At 32.2% G+C, this 16,639-nt stretch carries 17 protein-coding genes; 9 read left to right on the top strand and 8 right to left on the bottom strand.

The features are described 5' to 3' along the window. Positions 1-25: 25 nt before the first annotated feature. Positions 26-1,090: a phosphomevalonate kinase gene (locus AC1RPH_RS02850; RefSeq protein WP_481761406.1), complete on the top strand. Its 1,065-nt coding sequence runs from the start codon at positions 26-28 to the stop codon at positions 1,088-1,090. A 15-nt stretch (positions 1,091-1,105) separates the two neighbouring features. Beyond that, on the top strand, positions 1,106-2,143 hold the full coding sequence (gene fni / locus AC1RPH_RS02845; protein WP_481761285.1) for a type 2 isopentenyl-diphosphate Delta-isomerase: 1,038 nt from the start codon (positions 1,106-1,108) through the stop codon (positions 2,141-2,143). Between the two features lie 63 nt (positions 2,144-2,206). Here fni and AC1RPH_RS02840 read toward each other — a convergent pair whose 3' ends face one another. Both AC1RPH_RS02840 and AC1RPH_RS02835 read right to left on the bottom strand, forming a co-directional pair. Further along, positions 2,207-3,181: an ABC transporter permease gene (locus AC1RPH_RS02840; protein WP_481761284.1), complete on the bottom strand. Its 975-nt coding sequence runs from the start codon at positions 3,179-3,181 to the stop codon at positions 2,207-2,209. Positions 3,182-3,203: 22 nt separating this feature from the next. Further along, the gene (locus tag AC1RPH_RS02835) at positions 3,204-3,527 is read right to left on the bottom strand and encodes a metal-sulfur cluster assembly factor (protein WP_481761283.1); all 324 of its coding nucleotides are present in this window, start codon (positions 3,525-3,527) and stop codon (positions 3,204-3,206) included. Between the two features lie 293 nt (positions 3,528-3,820). On the opposite strand from AC1RPH_RS02835, the gene AC1RPH_RS02830 reads away from it, so the two are divergent. Then, positions 3,821-4,633, top strand: coding sequence for a Cof-type HAD-IIB family hydrolase (locus AC1RPH_RS02830; RefSeq protein ID WP_409022582.1), 813 nt, complete (start codon positions 3,821-3,823; stop codon positions 4,631-4,633). An 89-nt stretch (positions 4,634-4,722) separates the two neighbouring features. Here the strand turns inward: AC1RPH_RS02830 and AC1RPH_RS02825 are convergent, their stop codons facing one another. Continuing rightward, on the bottom strand, positions 4,723-4,911 hold the full coding sequence (locus tag AC1RPH_RS02825) for a 2-hydroxymuconate tautomerase (RefSeq protein ID WP_481761282.1): 189 nt from the start codon (positions 4,909-4,911) through the stop codon (positions 4,723-4,725). Between the two features lie 14 nt (positions 4,912-4,925). After that, positions 4,926-5,816 carry a YitT family protein gene (locus AC1RPH_RS02820; RefSeq protein WP_409022584.1) on the bottom strand — a complete coding sequence of 297 codons (891 nt, stop codon included), beginning with the start codon at positions 5,814-5,816 and terminating at the stop codon, positions 4,926-4,928. 219 nt (positions 5,817-6,035) lie between these two features. Here AC1RPH_RS02820 and AC1RPH_RS02815 point away from each other — a divergent pair, with 219 nt between their 5' ends. Both AC1RPH_RS02815 and yjeM read left to right on the top strand, forming a co-directional pair. Next, on the top strand, positions 6,036-7,472 hold the full coding sequence (locus tag AC1RPH_RS02815) for a C69 family dipeptidase (protein WP_481761281.1): 1,437 nt from the start codon (positions 6,036-6,038) through the stop codon (positions 7,470-7,472). A 33-nt stretch (positions 7,473-7,505) separates the two neighbouring features. After that, positions 7,506-8,978, top strand: coding sequence for a glutamate/gamma-aminobutyrate family transporter YjeM (yjeM, locus tag AC1RPH_RS02810; protein WP_481761280.1), 1,473 nt, complete (start codon positions 7,506-7,508; stop codon positions 8,976-8,978). 44 nt (positions 8,979-9,022) lie between these two features. Here the strand turns inward: yjeM and AC1RPH_RS02805 are convergent, their stop codons facing one another. Beyond that, on the bottom strand, positions 9,023-9,379 hold the full coding sequence (locus AC1RPH_RS02805; RefSeq protein WP_481761279.1) for an iron-sulfur cluster biosynthesis family protein: 357 nt from the start codon (positions 9,377-9,379) through the stop codon (positions 9,023-9,025). 117 nt (positions 9,380-9,496) lie between these two features. On the opposite strand from AC1RPH_RS02805, the gene AC1RPH_RS02800 reads away from it, so the two are divergent. Beyond that, the gene (locus AC1RPH_RS02800) at positions 9,497-10,483 is read left to right on the top strand and encodes an MBL fold metallo-hydrolase (RefSeq protein ID WP_481761278.1); all 987 of its coding nucleotides are present in this window, start codon (positions 9,497-9,499) and stop codon (positions 10,481-10,483) included. 49 nt (positions 10,484-10,532) lie between these two features. Beyond that, positions 10,533-11,747 (top strand): multidrug effflux MFS transporter, encoded by a 1,215-nt coding sequence (locus AC1RPH_RS02795; protein WP_481761277.1) that lies wholly within the window; start codon positions 10,533-10,535, stop codon positions 11,745-11,747. Between the two features lie 189 nt (positions 11,748-11,936). Here the strand turns inward: AC1RPH_RS02795 and AC1RPH_RS02790 are convergent, their stop codons facing one another. Further along, the gene (locus AC1RPH_RS02790; protein WP_481761276.1) at positions 11,937-12,392 is read right to left on the bottom strand and encodes a Fur family transcriptional regulator; all 456 of its coding nucleotides are present in this window, start codon (positions 12,390-12,392) and stop codon (positions 11,937-11,939) included. Between the two features lie 131 nt (positions 12,393-12,523). On the opposite strand from AC1RPH_RS02790, the gene AC1RPH_RS02785 reads away from it, so the two are divergent. Continuing rightward, a complete protein-coding gene (locus tag AC1RPH_RS02785; RefSeq protein WP_481761275.1) occupies positions 12,524-13,204 on the top strand; it encodes a VIT1/CCC1 transporter family protein in 681 nt (226 codons plus the stop codon). Positions 13,205-13,222: 18 nt separating this feature from the next. Beyond that, positions 13,223-13,921: a VIT1/CCC1 transporter family protein gene (locus AC1RPH_RS02780; protein WP_481761274.1), complete on the top strand. Its 699-nt coding sequence runs from the start codon at positions 13,223-13,225 to the stop codon at positions 13,919-13,921. A gap of 367 nt (positions 13,922-14,288) precedes the next feature. On the opposite strand, the gene AC1RPH_RS02775 is transcribed toward AC1RPH_RS02780, so the two are convergent. Together AC1RPH_RS02775 and AC1RPH_RS02770 are read right to left on the bottom strand one after the other, a co-directional pair. After that, positions 14,289-15,158, bottom strand: coding sequence for an alpha/beta hydrolase (locus tag AC1RPH_RS02775; protein WP_481761273.1), 870 nt, complete (start codon positions 15,156-15,158; stop codon positions 14,289-14,291). Next, a complete protein-coding gene (locus AC1RPH_RS02770) occupies positions 15,148-16,467 on the bottom strand; it encodes a PTS transporter subunit EIIC (protein ID WP_481761272.1) in 1,320 nt (439 codons plus the stop codon). Before AC1RPH_RS02770 ends, AC1RPH_RS02775 begins: the two co-directional genes overlap by 11 nt. Positions 16,468-16,639 lie beyond the last annotated feature (172 nt).

Raw genomic sequence — 16,639 nt, 5'->3', positions numbered from 1 at the left:
TCCATATTGAAAGGAATTGAGCTATTTGATCACCGCTAAAGCACCAGGAAAACTTTATATTGCAGGAGAATACGCAATTGTTGAACCTGGATCACCAGCAATTATTGTTGCTATTGATCAGTTTGTAACTGTAACAATTAAAAAGAGTAAAGAAACAGGTAGTATTTCATCTAAACAATACCAAGAAAATTCTTTATCTTGGTATCGTCAAGGGACAAAAATTATTTTTGATAATCGAGATAACCCCTTTCACTACATATTATCGGCGATTCATTTAACCGAATTATATGCACAATCCATCGGAAAACAGATGGTTAATTATCATGTCAATATTGATAGTGATTTAGATAGTACTGATGGTAAAAAATATGGTTTGGGCAGTTCTGCTGCGGTTACCGTAGCAACCGTTCGTGCCGTTTCACAATTTTATAATTTAAAATTAACGGATAACGCTCTATTTAAATTATCAGCAATGGCTCACCTAGATGTTCAAGGAAATGGTTCACTCGGAGATATTGCCGCTAGTGTTTATGGCGGATGGATTGCTTATTATTCATTTGATCGAGAATGGTTAAAAATTATGAGACAAGGTACGCCACTAACCGAACTTTTATCTATGGATTGGCCTATGCTTTCTGTCCAACGCCTACCGCAACCTAAAGATTTAGAATTATTAATCGGTTGGACTGGCTCTCCAGCTTCAACTTCCATTTTTGTTGATAAGATGGCCCTTTTTAAAGCAAAACAAAAAAAGACTTACTCTGAATTTTTAGAAGATTCAAAAAAATGTGTCACTGCAATGATTGATGGCTTTAAATTAAACAATTCCATCATTATTCAACAAGAAATTACAAATAATCGAATGATTTTACAACAATTAGCCGATGCTAGTCAGGTAATAATTGAAACCGAATCATTAACTTCCCTTTGTAATTTATCAGAATCCCAACATGCTGCCGCAAAAACATCAGGTGCTGGCGGTGGTGATTGCGGTATTGCATTAGCAACCTCTGAAACAAATCGTACTGAATTATTTAAAGATTGGGCACAAAATGATATTCAACCTTTGGATATCAAAGTGACCTTATAGGATAAGGAGTTTTTTATGATTAAAGACGATAATTTAATTCAAAGTCACAGAAAAGATGAACACGTATTTATCGCCGAAAAATTATTCAATACGGAATCAAAAAATCAATTGAATGAGATCAAGCTTATTCCTTCAAATTTACCTGAACTTTCTATTAATGATATTCAATCTAGCGTTGAGCTTCCAAATTTCTCGTTTCAATCGCCCTTTTATATTAATGCTATGACTGGTGGCAGTGAACAAACGGGTATTTTAAATCAACAATTAGCCGAAGTTGCAGCTATCACAAATACACCAATCGCGACAGGTTCTCAAAGTATCGCCTTAAAAGACCCTTCTAAGGCTCATACATTTAAAATACTTCGTGAAAAGAATCCAAATGGTCTCATTTTTTCTAATTTAAGCGCCAATGCAACACTAGATCAGTCAAAAAGAGCCGTTGATATGATTGAAGCAAACGCCCTACAAATTCATATTAATGCCGCTCAAGAAATTATTATGCCAGAAGGTGAACGTGAGTTTTATTGGTTGAAGAATATTGAAACAATCGTAAATAAGCTTGAAGTACCCATTATTGTTAAAGAAGTTGGTTTTGGGATGTCTCATAAAACGGTTCAACAATTAGCTGATATTGGTGTACGTTATGTTGATATTTCTGGTCGTGGCGGCACAAATTTTGCCATGATTGAAAACGAACGTAGACATGCTAAAGATTTCTCCTTTCTAGAGGATTGGGGCTTAACTACAGCTGAAAGTCTCATTGATACAAAATCTCTGCAAACAGGCTTAACAATTTTTGCCTCTGGTGGTATTCGTACCCCATTAGATATTGTTAAATGTCTCGCTTTAGGCGCTAAAAGTGTTGGTATCTCTGGTGCATTCTTACACATTCTCAATAAACAAGGTCAAGATGCGCTAACAAATACCATATCAGATTATCAATCAAAAATTAACATGCTTATGCTGTTACTTGGCACCAAAAATTTAAGTGATTTAACAAAAATTAGAATGATTTTATCACCTGAGTTACAAAATTTTAAAAATCAAATATAATCATGTTTACATAAAAAACGCCAAATCAGTTAGATAATGAATCTAACTGATTTGGCGTTTTTATTAATTATTACGTTTATTAACTCTTCTACGGATAACAAAGTAGAAAACAACGGAAGCAACGATAAATAGAGTACCTTCGAACTCATACAGAGCTATCATATTTGTTTTAATCGAAAATTGTGACTGACCAATCGCAGTTCCTATTAAGCCACCAACTAAGAATGATCCCATGTAAATTAGCAAGTTATTCCAAATAATAACTTTTTTTGATTGTTTGATAAATTTCTGATTACGAATTTGTTTACTAACACCAACAATCCAAATATAAGTTGCGACCATAACACTAGCAATAACAGCCATTAAGCCCACCGCTTGTTGCCAATGTCGACTAATCCATGAGTTATTAGTTAAAATTAAATTATCATTAACCTGTTTGGAAACTGTTGTATTAGTTAATTCGGTCGTTAACACATTCTTAGTCACGACATGCTTTGAATCAAGAATAATATTTGTATTATTTGCCTTCAATTTACTTATGTCTGCAGTTGACATTGCAATAAAAATTTGATTATCCAACTCAGAATTGTATTTATCACCCATAATACCGATGACAGAAACGTATTGCCCATTTAATTTATAATACTGCTGATGAAATGGCGAGTATAATTTTTTTTCAATATTTCGACCAACTACTGCTACCGGAACTTCAGATAAAAAATCATTATTTGAGAAAAAAGTTCCAGAAACCATTGGTGGCTTATCATAACTACCCTTCGCATAAAAATAAGAAATATTTTTTTTGTTTTTTACTTGATAATGAATTTGAAAATCAGAAATTTTTTCTGATTTTGCTAACGTTGTATTATATTTATCTAAATTTTGTTCTTTTGTTTTAAGAACATATGCATTTTTAGATAGATTATGATTATCTAATTTTGTGATTAAATCTTTTTCCTGCATCTTAAAAAATAAAAATGTGGTAAAGAATGTAAGTAGTAAGATAGCTACTATAAATATGTATCTTCTTCGCATCATCAATTTAATTTCCCCCTAACTTTTAATGGACACCGAGTGCCATTTTTGCATACCTAGACATACGTTCAATTGACCAGGCTGGACTCCATATAAATTGTACAGTTACTTTTTTTATTTCTAGCACTGGCTTTAACGCATCTTCGACTAAATCAGATAGAACACCTGTTAACGGGCAACCCATAGTGGTTAAAGTCATTTGTACATTACAATTATTGTCATTGTCTAATTCAATCTCATATACTAAACCTAAATTAATAATATCCATATCCAATTCAGGATCCATCACTTTTTCTAAATGTGTCAAAATATCTTGCTTAATTATTTCTGCACTTCGTCTTTCACTCATAGGATTAATCCTCTCTTGAATAGCTAATATTACTAGTTTATCGTTTCTATTTTAGCATTGCAATCTATTGTTTTAATGTTACTGAACTCTTTACTTTTTCTAAAAAATAATGTTATACGGCGCCAAAGTTACTATGAAGCCGGATTAAATTAAAGATACGATTTTATAACAATAGATAAAAAAAGGTTAAATACGTTTGAATACTGCATACTCAAATGCTATCCTGAACTAACTAAGATAAAAAACTGTAAATCTTACTACACATAAGTTAAGTTGATGGAGGAACAATAACGATGAACAAAAAGTTAATTACAATTGATTTAGATGGCACAACTTTAAATAATAATGCAGAAGTTAGTTCAACAACAAAAAAAGTACTTACTCAAGCAACAGCTGAAGGACACATTGTCAGTATTGTAACGGGACGCCCATATCGTATCTCAAAACAAATTTATGATTCATTAGGGTTAACAACTCCAATGATTAATTTTAATGGTGCCCTGGCACATATTCCACATAAAAATTGGGATAAATCATACGAATATACAATTAATCGAGATATTGTTTTTGATATTCTTAACGCTAGAAAAGAATTAGGTATTAACATGTTAGCAGCCGAAGGAAAAAATATGTTATTGGCTGACAATGCAAGTCAGCTAGTGAAAGGCTTTTTCCCACAAGTTTTAAGATCAAATCAAATTCTTAATAAACAAAATTTACAACATGATCCGACATCAATTACGATGTTTGTCGATCAAGATAAAAAACAATTAATTACATCTAGACTACTTGAAAAATATGGTGATGTTATCGAAGTCAACACTTGGGGCGGACCAAAACCTGTTCTAGAAGTTGTTTCAAAAGGGATTCAAAAAGCAATTGGTGTTTCTTATCTAGCAGATTACTATGGTATCTCTCAAAAAGATATCGTTGCTTTTGGTGATGAAAGTAATGATAAAGAAATGCTTTCATATGCTGGCTGGGGTGTGGCAATGAAAAATGGTACTTCTGAAATTAGAGGTCTAGCCAATGATGTTACCTCTTTAAATAACCAAGAAAATGGGCTTGCTCATTACTTAAAAAATTATTTAAATTTAGCTAAATAATCGTTAATTAGTAACAGATCAGTAATGGTCTGTTATTTTTTTATAAAAAATGACTTCTGGAATATACCAGAAGTCATATTTAATGATATTTATTTTTCGTCGCTTTTTAGAATACCACCGACACTATAACGATCTTTACGCATTTCATTTAAAATTACATGGATATGCTCTGTAGGTGCACCAGTATTTTTTGAAACAGCTTCAGTCACATCTTTAACTAAATTTTTAAGTTGTTCTTGTGAACGACCTTCAATTAAATCAATATTTATAATTGGCATAACGAATCTCCTTTTTATTTAGTTGATTGCCCTTTTCTTAATAATTCTTGTTGGTCTGAGTTTAGGAAATTGCCTTCAATATCAGCGGTATTAACTAAGTTCATAAATGCATTTGGATCAACATCACTAATTGTCATTTTTAAATTATATAATTCATAACGTGTAATAACTAACATCAAAACTTTACTTTCTTCATTTGAGAAAGCGCCCTTTGAGTCAATAACTGTAATTCCACGAATTAATGATTTTTGGAGCGCTCCAACAACTAAATCTGCTTCTTTTGTAACAATAAATGCTGTTAACTTTTGATGCGATGTATGGATGTCGTCGACAACTCTAGACATAGCATAATTAGAAATAATTGTATACAAAGCACTTTCCCAACTGAAATAAAATCCAGCCGTTAAAATAATAATCATATTTGTTGATAACATTAATGAACCGACTGTTTTACCTGTCGTTTTAGCTAGAACAAGTGCGATGATATCCATCCCACCAGTTGAAAAACCAAATTTTAATGCTAATCCAACCCCAATACCACTTATTACACCACCAAATAATGCTGCCATTAATGGATTAGTTGATAATTGATGAACGGGTAAAATTACCGTAAAGAGAGATGAAGAAGCGACGGTCAGTACACTATAATATGTAAATGAACGTCCTACTTTATACCAGCCTAATATACCAATTGGAATATTTATTAACATAATTAGATATCCAGTACCAATTTTAATATGAAATAGATCATAAAAAATAGCAGAAAGTAATTGGGCAATACCATTGGCACCAGCTCCAAAAATATTTCCTGGAATCAGAAAGAAATTAAGGGATAATGCAATTAATAATCCCGAAAATACAATTATAACTAGTCGTTTATTTTTATCAGAAATTGATAACTTCATAAATCTCCCTCCTATTATATGTGACTCTTTTCATTTTACCTTTTATTAAACAATAATATTAATAAAATGAGTAATCTCTCATTTTAAATTTCTATTAAACTAACCTTATACAGCGTAACCGGTTAAATACGAATATTTATTTACAAATGGCGTTTAAAAATAGCAATTAAATGATAAAATGGTAATATCTAAATTTATTTACTGGGAGGAGAAATATCCATGACGACAGACCCTTTTAATTTTTCAGCATGTACAAGTGTTTTAGCTGGTTCTAAAGCAACTGCAGATGGGTCGACTTTTATTGGCCGTAATGAAGATGCAAAAACAGCATGGCCAAAACATTTTGTTATTCATGCTCATACAGAATTTGAACAATCACCTTTATTTGAATCACCAGATAATCACTTTAAAATGCCATTACCAAAAATTCGTGGTAAATATTCAGCTACTCCTGAATGGACACCAAAATTTGGTGTTTTTGAAGAAGATGGCTTTAATGAATATGGTGTGGCTATGAGCGCTACTGAAAGTGCATACGCTAATAGCCGGGTTCTCAGTTACGATCCCTTACTAACTGAAAACGGAATTGGTGAGGAAGCAATTGTAACAATTACTCTTCCCTATATTCACTCCGCAAAAGAAGGTGTTAGTTACCTTGGATCATTAGTAGAAAAATACGGTTCAAGTGAAACAAATGGTGTCTTGTTCTCTGATCAAAAAGATGTTTGGTATATGGAAATTGCAACCGGTCACCATTGGGTTGCGCAACGTATTCCGGATGATTCTTATGCAGTTGTTGCCAACCAACTAGCTATTCAAGAAATTAACTTTACTGATTCCGCTAATTTTATGTTTAGTTCTGGTATTCAGAAATTTGTTTCTGATAATCATTTAAATAACCAAAAAGATTCATTTAATTTTAGAGATATCTTTGGAACTCATGATCAATCTGATGCCATTTACAGCACACCAAGAGTTTGGTATGGCCAATTACTTTTAACACCATCAGTTGCTTCACAAGATCCTATGAGTATGAATTTACCGTTCATTCGTCAGGCTGATCATTTAATTCAACGTGAAGATTTAGAACAAATTCTTGGCTCACATTTCCAAGGAACTCAATATGATCCGATTGGAACTGGTTCAATCAGTGATAAACATAAATTCAGACCCATTAGTTTAGCAAAAACACAAGAGTCTCATATTTTACAAATTAGACCTGATTTACCTTTTGAAATTGGTGGTATCCATTGGCTATCAATGGGTGTTACGGCTCAAAGTGCTTATGTACCTTTCTTTGCTGGTATTACGGATACACCGGAGAATTATAAAATTGGTACCGATGTATATGATGACAAATCTGCTTACTGGTTATATAAACAATTAGGTATTTTGGTTGATTCACATTACTTAGAATTTAGCTCATTACTGAAAGATCTCCAAAAAGATTTAATTATCCAATTCAATGCCTCCGTAAAACGGATTCAAACAGAGGCAATTTCTAAAAGTGGTACAGACCTAACAGATTTTTTAACTGAAGAAAATCTAAAAATTACTGAAGCTGCTGAAATCAAGGTTAAGGCCTTAATTAGTCAGCTAATTACATTATCAACTGACCTATCACCATTAAATTTTAAAACTGACCAAAACTTATAAATATAAGAAACCGAAAGGAATTACAAAAGTCTTATGGACAAACAAAAGAAAATTTCCCTAACAAGTTTCATTTTAATGATTTTTACAACTATTTTTGGATTTGCAAATACTCCCGTCGCCTTTATTCAAATGGGTTACGCTAGTATTATCTGGTACGTTTTAGCAGCATTCTTCTTTTTCTTACCAACTGCTTTGATGTTTGCAGAATATGGTTCAGCTTTAAATGAATCAAAAGGTGGCATTTATTCTTGGTTAGCTGAATCAATTGGCCCCAAACTTGCTTTCACAGGAACATTTATTTGGCTTTTTGCATGGATTGTCTGGATGGTATCAATTGCATCTAAAGTTTGGATTCCACTTTCAACAATTTTTTCTGGAAGTGATCAAACACAATCTTGGGCTATCTTTGGCCTATCTTCAACACAAACTATCGGTATTCTTGCAATTCTTTGGATTGTGCTAGTTACCTTTGTCGCTAGTCGAGGTATCAGTAGTATTGCCAAGATTTCTTCAGTTGGTGGTATTGCTATTTTAGGTTTAAATGCTATCTTTTTACTATTAAGTATTGTTATTTTAATTGTTAATCATGGTGCACTCCAAGAACCATGGCATGGTATGACAAGTATTATAACTTCTAGAAATCCTAGCTATCAATCACCTATCGCCCTAATTTCATTTATTGTTTTTGCCATCTTTGCATACGGTGGTATGGAATCAGTTAGTGGTGTTACAGATAGTATTAGAAATCCTAAGAAAAATTTTCCAAAGGGTTTAATCATTTCCACTTTATTAATTCTTTTTGCTTACTCAATCTCAATCTTCTTCTGGGGTGTTAGTACAAACTGGAGTAAACTTGGTGGTCAAAATGCCAACTTAGGTAACATCTCTTACATATTGATGGAAAACTTAGGTAATTTTGCAGGTCAAAGCTTTGGTATGAGCGCAAGTGCTTCGACAATTTTTGGTCATACACTTGCTAGAATTACTGGTTTAAGTATGTTCATGGCTTATACAGGTGCATTCTTCGTCTTGATTTACTCACCACTCAAATCATTTATTCTTGGAACACCTAAGGATATCTGGCCAGCAAAAATGACGAAATTAAATAAGCATAGTATGCCTGAATTTGCAATGTGGATTCAAGCTGCCGTCGTTATTGTCATTATCATGGCTGTTTCATTTGGAGGTTCAAATTCAACATTATTCTATTCAAAATTAACGTTAATGGGAAATATCTCAACTTCTGTACCTTATCTATTTTTAATTGGTGCATTTCCATTCTTTAAAAAACGTCAAGACTTAAATCGACCTTTTGAAGTTTATAAGAATAGAACACTTACAAATATTATTACTATTGTCGTCTGGTTAGTTTTAGCCTTTGGAATTATTTTCACTGTTATCAGCGATACATTAAGTAATGCTCTCTGGATGATATCTGGTCCTGTCCTTTCTGGACTAGTTGCTTTCCTTTACTACACACGTTATGAGAGAAAAATTAAAAAATAAACTAAAAAAAATCGTAAACAATTTTTATTGTTTACGATTTTTTATTAGTTTTTAACAAGACTTTCTAAGCTAACATTACCTGTTAATAGTCCTGAATTATCTCCATGTAATGCTAAACTGTTGAATCGTTCATTAACGACAAGTTGCATGTTCTCATCCATATAAGTTTTGCTGTACCCTTTTACTCTAATGGGACCTAAATCTGAATCAATTGTTCCATCATATGCCTTGCTATCGTTCTGGTCATCAATTACTAACATTCTAAAGCTTGAATCTAACGTACATGTTCCTTCATTTGATAAAGCACCAACACCATCGTCAAAATCAAGCAAGATTTCTGAATCATTACCCATAAGTTTCATAATCTTGCTTTTTGCGTCTTCACTTATTTTTAAATACATGAAATTACCAGCTTTCTTATTTAATAATTACATTGTACACCACTGATTATTTTAGACAAGCATGACGACTCAGGTTCATCATGGTATGATAGTTCTAATTAGAAAGAGAGGAATATAATGACCAAAATTAGTATAGTAAACAACTTATTTGATAGTAGTTCACAATTTAAAAGTTCACATTCAATCTTTCAATTTAACGTTAATTCACAACTAAATGAACAAGCAGACGCTCTTTTTCTTTCATACTTCTCAATAGATATCCATGAAAAAATTCTTGAATCTTCTATGATGCAAAAATTACCTATCTATTTATCCAAAGAGGCATTTGAATTAAAACAACAATTTGTCTTACTAGGTAAAATTAGTGAAACACACTTAAATTACAAAATTATTCCGATTAACACCGCACTAACTATTGGAGATTTTACAGTGATTGGTTTTTTATCAGATTCAGTACACACGGGTTCATTAGCTTTTTTAGTAGAAGATGAAAAGCAGAAGTACTCCTTCTTAGCTGGTGATACTCGCTTAGCTGGACCTCATAAAAAGAGAACGAAGAAATGGATTCACGACTTAAACCGACTACCTTTAGATGTTCTAATTTTAAATACTGTCGACACAACAGATACTAATTACTACACTGAAATTACGATTCTAGATCATCTCATTAAACTTTTAAAAGTCGAAGAATTAACTGCTATTAACGTTGCCAACGAAAATCTTTATTTAATTCATAAGTTAGCGACAGTAGCTAACAAGTTAGAAAAAATAATCGTACTAGATAAGCCAACCTCCCAATTATTGACGTATTTTTATCCTGATTCAGAAGTGATTTCATTAAATGATGCTACTTCTGTAGGAATTAAAAGGCATCCTGAGAAATATATCTTGGTAAATATAGAAAATAAGTTAGGCGATTTTAATTTGTCTACCCAAAATAGCTATTCACTGACCGATTTATTGGAAAATAATAAAGATAGTCTCCCAATCAATTCACATTTATCTTCATTAGAAGTACCTGAATTGTTAAATCGATTAACGCATAAACCTAAGCAACTTATATTGATAGACCAAAATTTTAACAATACTATTGTAACTTATTAATATTTATTCTATGGTATATTTATTAATCATTTAAAAGGACGTGAATTTGTTGGTTTTTTCTTATTTTAAAAATCCTAAAAAACATGAATTATTTTTAACCTTCTTATTAGGAACATTAAGTGCTTTTGGTCCATTATCATTGGACATGTATTTACCAGCATTACCAGTTATTCAACAACACTTACATACAACTGCATCGCTTACCCAGTTGACGATTACGACTTGTTTACTTGGATTGGCGCTTGGCCAATTAATAGTTGGACCCTACAGTGATAAAATTGGCCGTAGAAAGCCATTACTTTTGGGACTCATCTTGTTCGCTGTTACCTCTATCATCGCAGCAACAAGTCAGAATATAACAATTTTGGTTATTATCCGGTTATTGCAAGGTTTAGCGGGATCTGCTGGTCTTGTAATCTCTCGAGCAATTGCTAGAGACCTATACACCGGAAAAAAATTAACCAGTTTTTTCTCGCTCTTAATGGCTGTTAATGGAATTTTCCCGATTATTTCGCCCATACTTGGCAGTTTTATTCTAAAATTCACATCTTGGCGCGGTATCTTTGTTATCTTAACTGTAATTGGTTTTCTTTTATTTCTTCTTGTATTAGTGACGTTACCAGAAACTAACCAGATTGTGCCAGAGAAGTCGCAATCAAATACTGGTGATTCAACGAAAAAAATTCTTAAAAGTTTAATTTTTGATAAATTTTTCTTGAGTTATGCTCTAATTCAAGGCTTTATCTCAGGTGCAATGTTCTGTTATATTTCTGGATCATCATTTGTTTTACAAAATCTTTTTGGTCTATCCTCTAATATGTTCAGTTTAGTCTATGCAATTAATGGTTTAGGTATCGTTATAATGTCTCAATTAAGTTCACGAATTTCAGATACTTTTTCTGAACAGACTGGTCTAAAATTAGGTGTTTACCTTGCCTTACTTGGTAGTCTACTATTAACGACCTCATTATTTATTAGTAACTCGTTATTACTAGTGCTCATCAGTTTATTTTTAATTGTTTCAATGGTTGGTATCGTAAATACAACGGCCTTCTCATTAGCTATGCAGAAACAAGGGCAACACGCAGGAAGTGCTTCTGCCATACTTGGTGTTGGTATGAATCTAGTTGGAAGTATTCTTTCTCCATTCGTTGGGATTATGGGGGATCATTCTTATGTTCCAATGACAATTTTAATCTTACTGTGTGAAATTTGTGCCTTGGTCATTTACTTAAATATTTCCACAAAAAAAGCAGAACTATAAGTTCTGCTTTTTTTGTGGAAATATTAGTTTGTATAACGCAAAAACTTAATAATATAACTCTTTAATTATTTATACTAAAGGTGTGACATCTGATTTTGTACAGCTGTAACCTTTATGTAAAATGGGTACTATCTACAAATTGGTACTACCAACCATATTTTTAAAGCTTATTTTATCTACTGATATATATTATTTATTTTCTGTTAAACCCAGTTTTATTTGACATTCTGGACAATATCCAAACGTCTCGACATGTGTACTTTCAATTATATAACCACTTTTATTTTCCGCCTCTTGCTCTGCCTCATGAAAAGTTAATTCTGTAAATATATCTGTTATTTTGCCACAGTTAAGACAGATAGCATGATAATGTGGAATACCAAAATAATCGTAGCGCATTTTACCATCATCGCCATTAGACAATTCTATCACTAATTTTTGAGCAACTAATATTTGTAACGTATTATAAACGGTAGCTATGCCTAACCCTACGCTTCCATCTTTAATTCCGTTAAAAATTTGTTCAACAGATGGGTAGTTATGTTGCGTTACTAAATATTCAAGAATTATTTTACGCTGTGGTGTTATACGTACGCCACGTTCTTTTAAAATTTCTAAAGCCTGGTCAAGATTTTTATCGATCAATTTAACGACCCCCATTTTCTTAATTCACTCTGTTCATTATCTCATATTTCATAAAATATGTGGACTTTATCTATTGAATTGATTTATAATGATTATATATTTAGAATCATTATAACAAAGGAGAGAGAGTTATGTCTAAAAAATTATCTTTATCTCAGAAAATAAATGTTTTAAGAGCTAGTGTTATGGGAGCTAATGATGGTATTCTTTCCGTTGCTGGGATTGTCATTGGTGTCGCTGGCGCTACGAACAATAATTTTTCTATTTTCATTTCAGGTATTGCTGGTATGCTTGCCGGTACTGTCTCAATGGCTATGGGAGAATATGTTTCTGTAAGTACCCAAAAAGATTCGCAAGAAGTTGCTACTGCCAATTCCAAGTACAATCTAAAACATAATTATGATAAGGAATATAATTATGTTTATCAAAAATATTTTAAAACAGGTATTTCTTCATCCTTAGCATTAAAAGCTACAGATGAAATGATGTCGGCTAACCCATTAGATACTATTGTACGTGAAAAATATGGCTTTGATCCTAACGTCTATACGGATCCTTATGCGGCTGCGATTGCATCAATGATTTCTTTTCCGATTGGATCATTGCTGCCCCTACTTGCAATTACTTTATTCCCTGCTGAATTTAAGGTCATTGCCACATCTATTTCTGTCATTATTGCACTAGCTATCACAGGATTTAGTGCTGCAACTTTGGGTAACTCAAATCGGACAAAATCAGTTATTCGTAATATTATTTCTGGTATTTTAACAATGCTAGTCACTTACTTTATTGGTACTTTATTTGCTCATTAGGAAAGGACACTTAATTTCATGACATCTGAAACCAAAATTAAACAAAAAAAATACAAAACAATGGATGAAAAACTTAATTCACTTCGTGCAGGTATACTAGGATCTAATGATGGTATTTTAACTGTTGTAGGTGTCCTGTTCAGTGTTGCAGCAGCTACAACAGATAATTTCATTATTTTCATCGCTGGGTTAACTGATCTAATAGCTTGCGCATTTTCTATGGCAGCTGGCGAATATGCCTCTGTCAGTTCACAAAGTGACACCGAAAAAGCAGCTGTTGCCGTCGAAAAACAGCGTATGATTACGAGTCGTACTGATCAAATTCATGATGTTCAAAATTTTTATACGGCTAAGGGCGTTTCTGAAGAAACCTCTTTTGAAATTGCTACAGAATTAATGCAAAAAAAGCCACTAGAAACGATTATTAATGTTAAATACGGTCTCGAATTAGGACACTATATGAACCCTTGGGATGCCGCTTTTTCCTCACTAATCTCTGCAGCTTTAGGTGGTATTTTCCCACTACTTGCCATTATTATATTACCAAACAATTGGAAAATGATAGGTACAATTATTGCGGTTTCAGTAGCTGTAGCTTTAACTGCCTTTATTAGCTCCAAATTAGGTGATGGTAAAATTAAAGTTGCCATTATACGAAATATTATCATTGGTTTAATAACCATGTTAATTCATTATGGAATTGGCCAGTTTTTTTAGACATATCATTATGAAACCCCGCCCAAACTAGTTAAATATTTTTTCCCAACTTATTTGTTGTCATAGATACATTTTATATAGCGCATTAGCTTTCAAAATGTTTATAAATTTTGAACTAAACCACTTTATACTCTTAAAATTCATACAAAAAAGTTCTAATCACTTAGCGATTAGAACTTTTTTAATATCATTGATCAGCAATAGTTAACAAAGGCCTATATTTTATACTACTTTCAATAATTAAATACAACACTCGCCATCGACATTGTCTGTTTAATTGATATACTGTACATATTTAAGATCATTAAGACTATTTTTACAATGTGCAACTATACATAGTTCATCACAATAATAATCAAGCACTACTCTAAATTTTCTTATCATCTGGTCCACTATTTTTAGAATTTTGGGAAGCAATAATATACTGTTCAATTAAAGCAACAATTTGCTTATTTTGTGGTAAATCAGAATGTTCCGATTCATTTCCTGTGACAGTTATTTCTGTATAGGATTTCGCTTGATTTTGATAAATATATTTTCCGGCATTAACACTTTGATATGGAACAATTCCATCATTATTGTAATTATCTGTTCCAGCAATCGAGTACAACACTAAGTTAGTTGGAATTTTTTTTCGATTCTTTACAAAATCCGCTAACATCTGTGTTCTTGTACTCTGATTAGTTTCTTCACCATTATATGGTGAACCTATCGTCATTAACGTATTAATTGAGGCCGCTTTATCATCAAAATATTCTTCTAAAAATGTCGTATAAATAAGACCTCCGTTAGAGTGCCCGATACCATTAAATTGATTAAATTTATATTTATCAGCAAGATACGTAAACGCTATATCAAACCATTTAGCTTGTTTTTTTATACTATTATAGCCATTCGAATTATCTTCAAAACCAACAACTATGAAAGGTTGCATATCTCGTTTAGCTATTTTACCAGTAATTTTAAGTTTTCCAGTTTTCTGAACCGTTATCTTTAACAAACTATGCGTTCGATTTGTTGAAGTATTTAAAACATCAATCAATTCATCAAATCGATCTTGATTTGCACTGCTTCCTGGTATTAAAATAACTGGATTTAACTTTGAATTATGAATAATTCGGCTTGTTTTGACCTTTTTAGTGTTCCATGTATTTGCCGGTACGATAACAGCTAAAAAACAAGCTAAGATAGCTATCCAAATAAACACGTATTTAACTATTTTCCGTTTATTTTTCATTTAGCTTACCTCCATCAATATTCATTGCCTTATTATTTAATTTTACAAACGGCATATAAATTAAAACTGTAATAATAAGCACAATTCCTGATACAACTAATGTACTCCAATACCCATCAGTTCCTAAAAATGCCATTAATGGTGCTGGAGTCGTTTCAGGTAAGCTGTAAACTGCTGGAGGTATCCACTTAAAGTAAATACAGAAGTACCCAATCAACATTGAAACGATGGGTGATAAGATAAACGGAACCATTAAAATAGGATTTAAAATAATTGGTAACCCAAACATCAATGGAAAATTAATATTCACAAAGCTTGGAATAATTGATATTTTTGCTATTTTACGACTATTTTTATTTTTAGACATTATCAATATTGCTATAATTAAAGATAAGGTCATTCCTGTTCCACCAAAGCTACCAAAACTGTCATAAATTGTATGTATAGAGATAGGAAAAGGTACACCAAAAGACGTGCCATGCTTTAACGCATAACTTAAGTTACTGACAACCGAAGTATCATCTAAGCCGCCTTGTGCAATTCCTAAAGAACCAGAAATTCCTATACCAGATAAAACAGTATTGAAAAAGGATAAAAATAAAATAGTTATAATTAAATGCCTTGATTTAACTTCTGTTAATCTAAACATAGAATATAAGAGACCATTCACACCGATTTGATTAACCAATGAAACTAACATGACTAGTCCAATTAAAATCCCCAATATTATCACTATCGGCAACAGACTCTCTAAACCACGAGAAATAAATGTATATTGATCTACTTTTTCTTGCTTATTTTTAGGTGAAAACCATTTAAAGATATATCCTACAAAGACCCCCAAAATCAGTGAGATAAAAATCCCTTTAACACCTAACTCTTGAATCAAGAATGTCCCCTGATCACTATCAGGGTTTAAACTTGATAAATTATAATTCAAAATAAGCATCCCGACTGCCCCAGTGAATCCTGCAATTTGTTCATCTTTTTTAAAGGACCGAGTCATGTATTTTGCGCTCAAAAAAGCTGTCATTACTGCGATAAAACTCATTGTAACTGTATTAATAATTTCGAATATATTTGTTATGATTTTTTCATAAGGTAACCATGATGAAATATTATATACTTGATTAAAGAACCCTTGTTCTGATAAAACGCTAGAACTAAGCGCCATACTAAAACTTCCAATAATAATAAACGGTAAGATAATTGCAAATGTTTTTTCAATTGCTTGATAAACAAAAGTTTTTTTAAAACGTAAATCAACTCTTAACAATTTTTGCGAAAACGTCACCCATAGTTTATTCATTGAATAACCCCCTTATCTATTTTTTATTATAAACCAATAGTAACCCAACAACAAAATGTTAATTATAAACTTTGAGGGTGTACACTTTCTGGTGTTGGTAAAATAAAATTCATCAACACCAGTTTTTTATTCTGAAAACAAAAAAAGAGGCCACCGGCCCCTGCTATGATTA

The sequence above is a fragment of the Dellaglioa sp. CoH-57-MRSF-16 genome (genome assembly GCF_056782055.1).
This window is presented reverse-complemented; position numbering and strand designations above follow the sequence as displayed.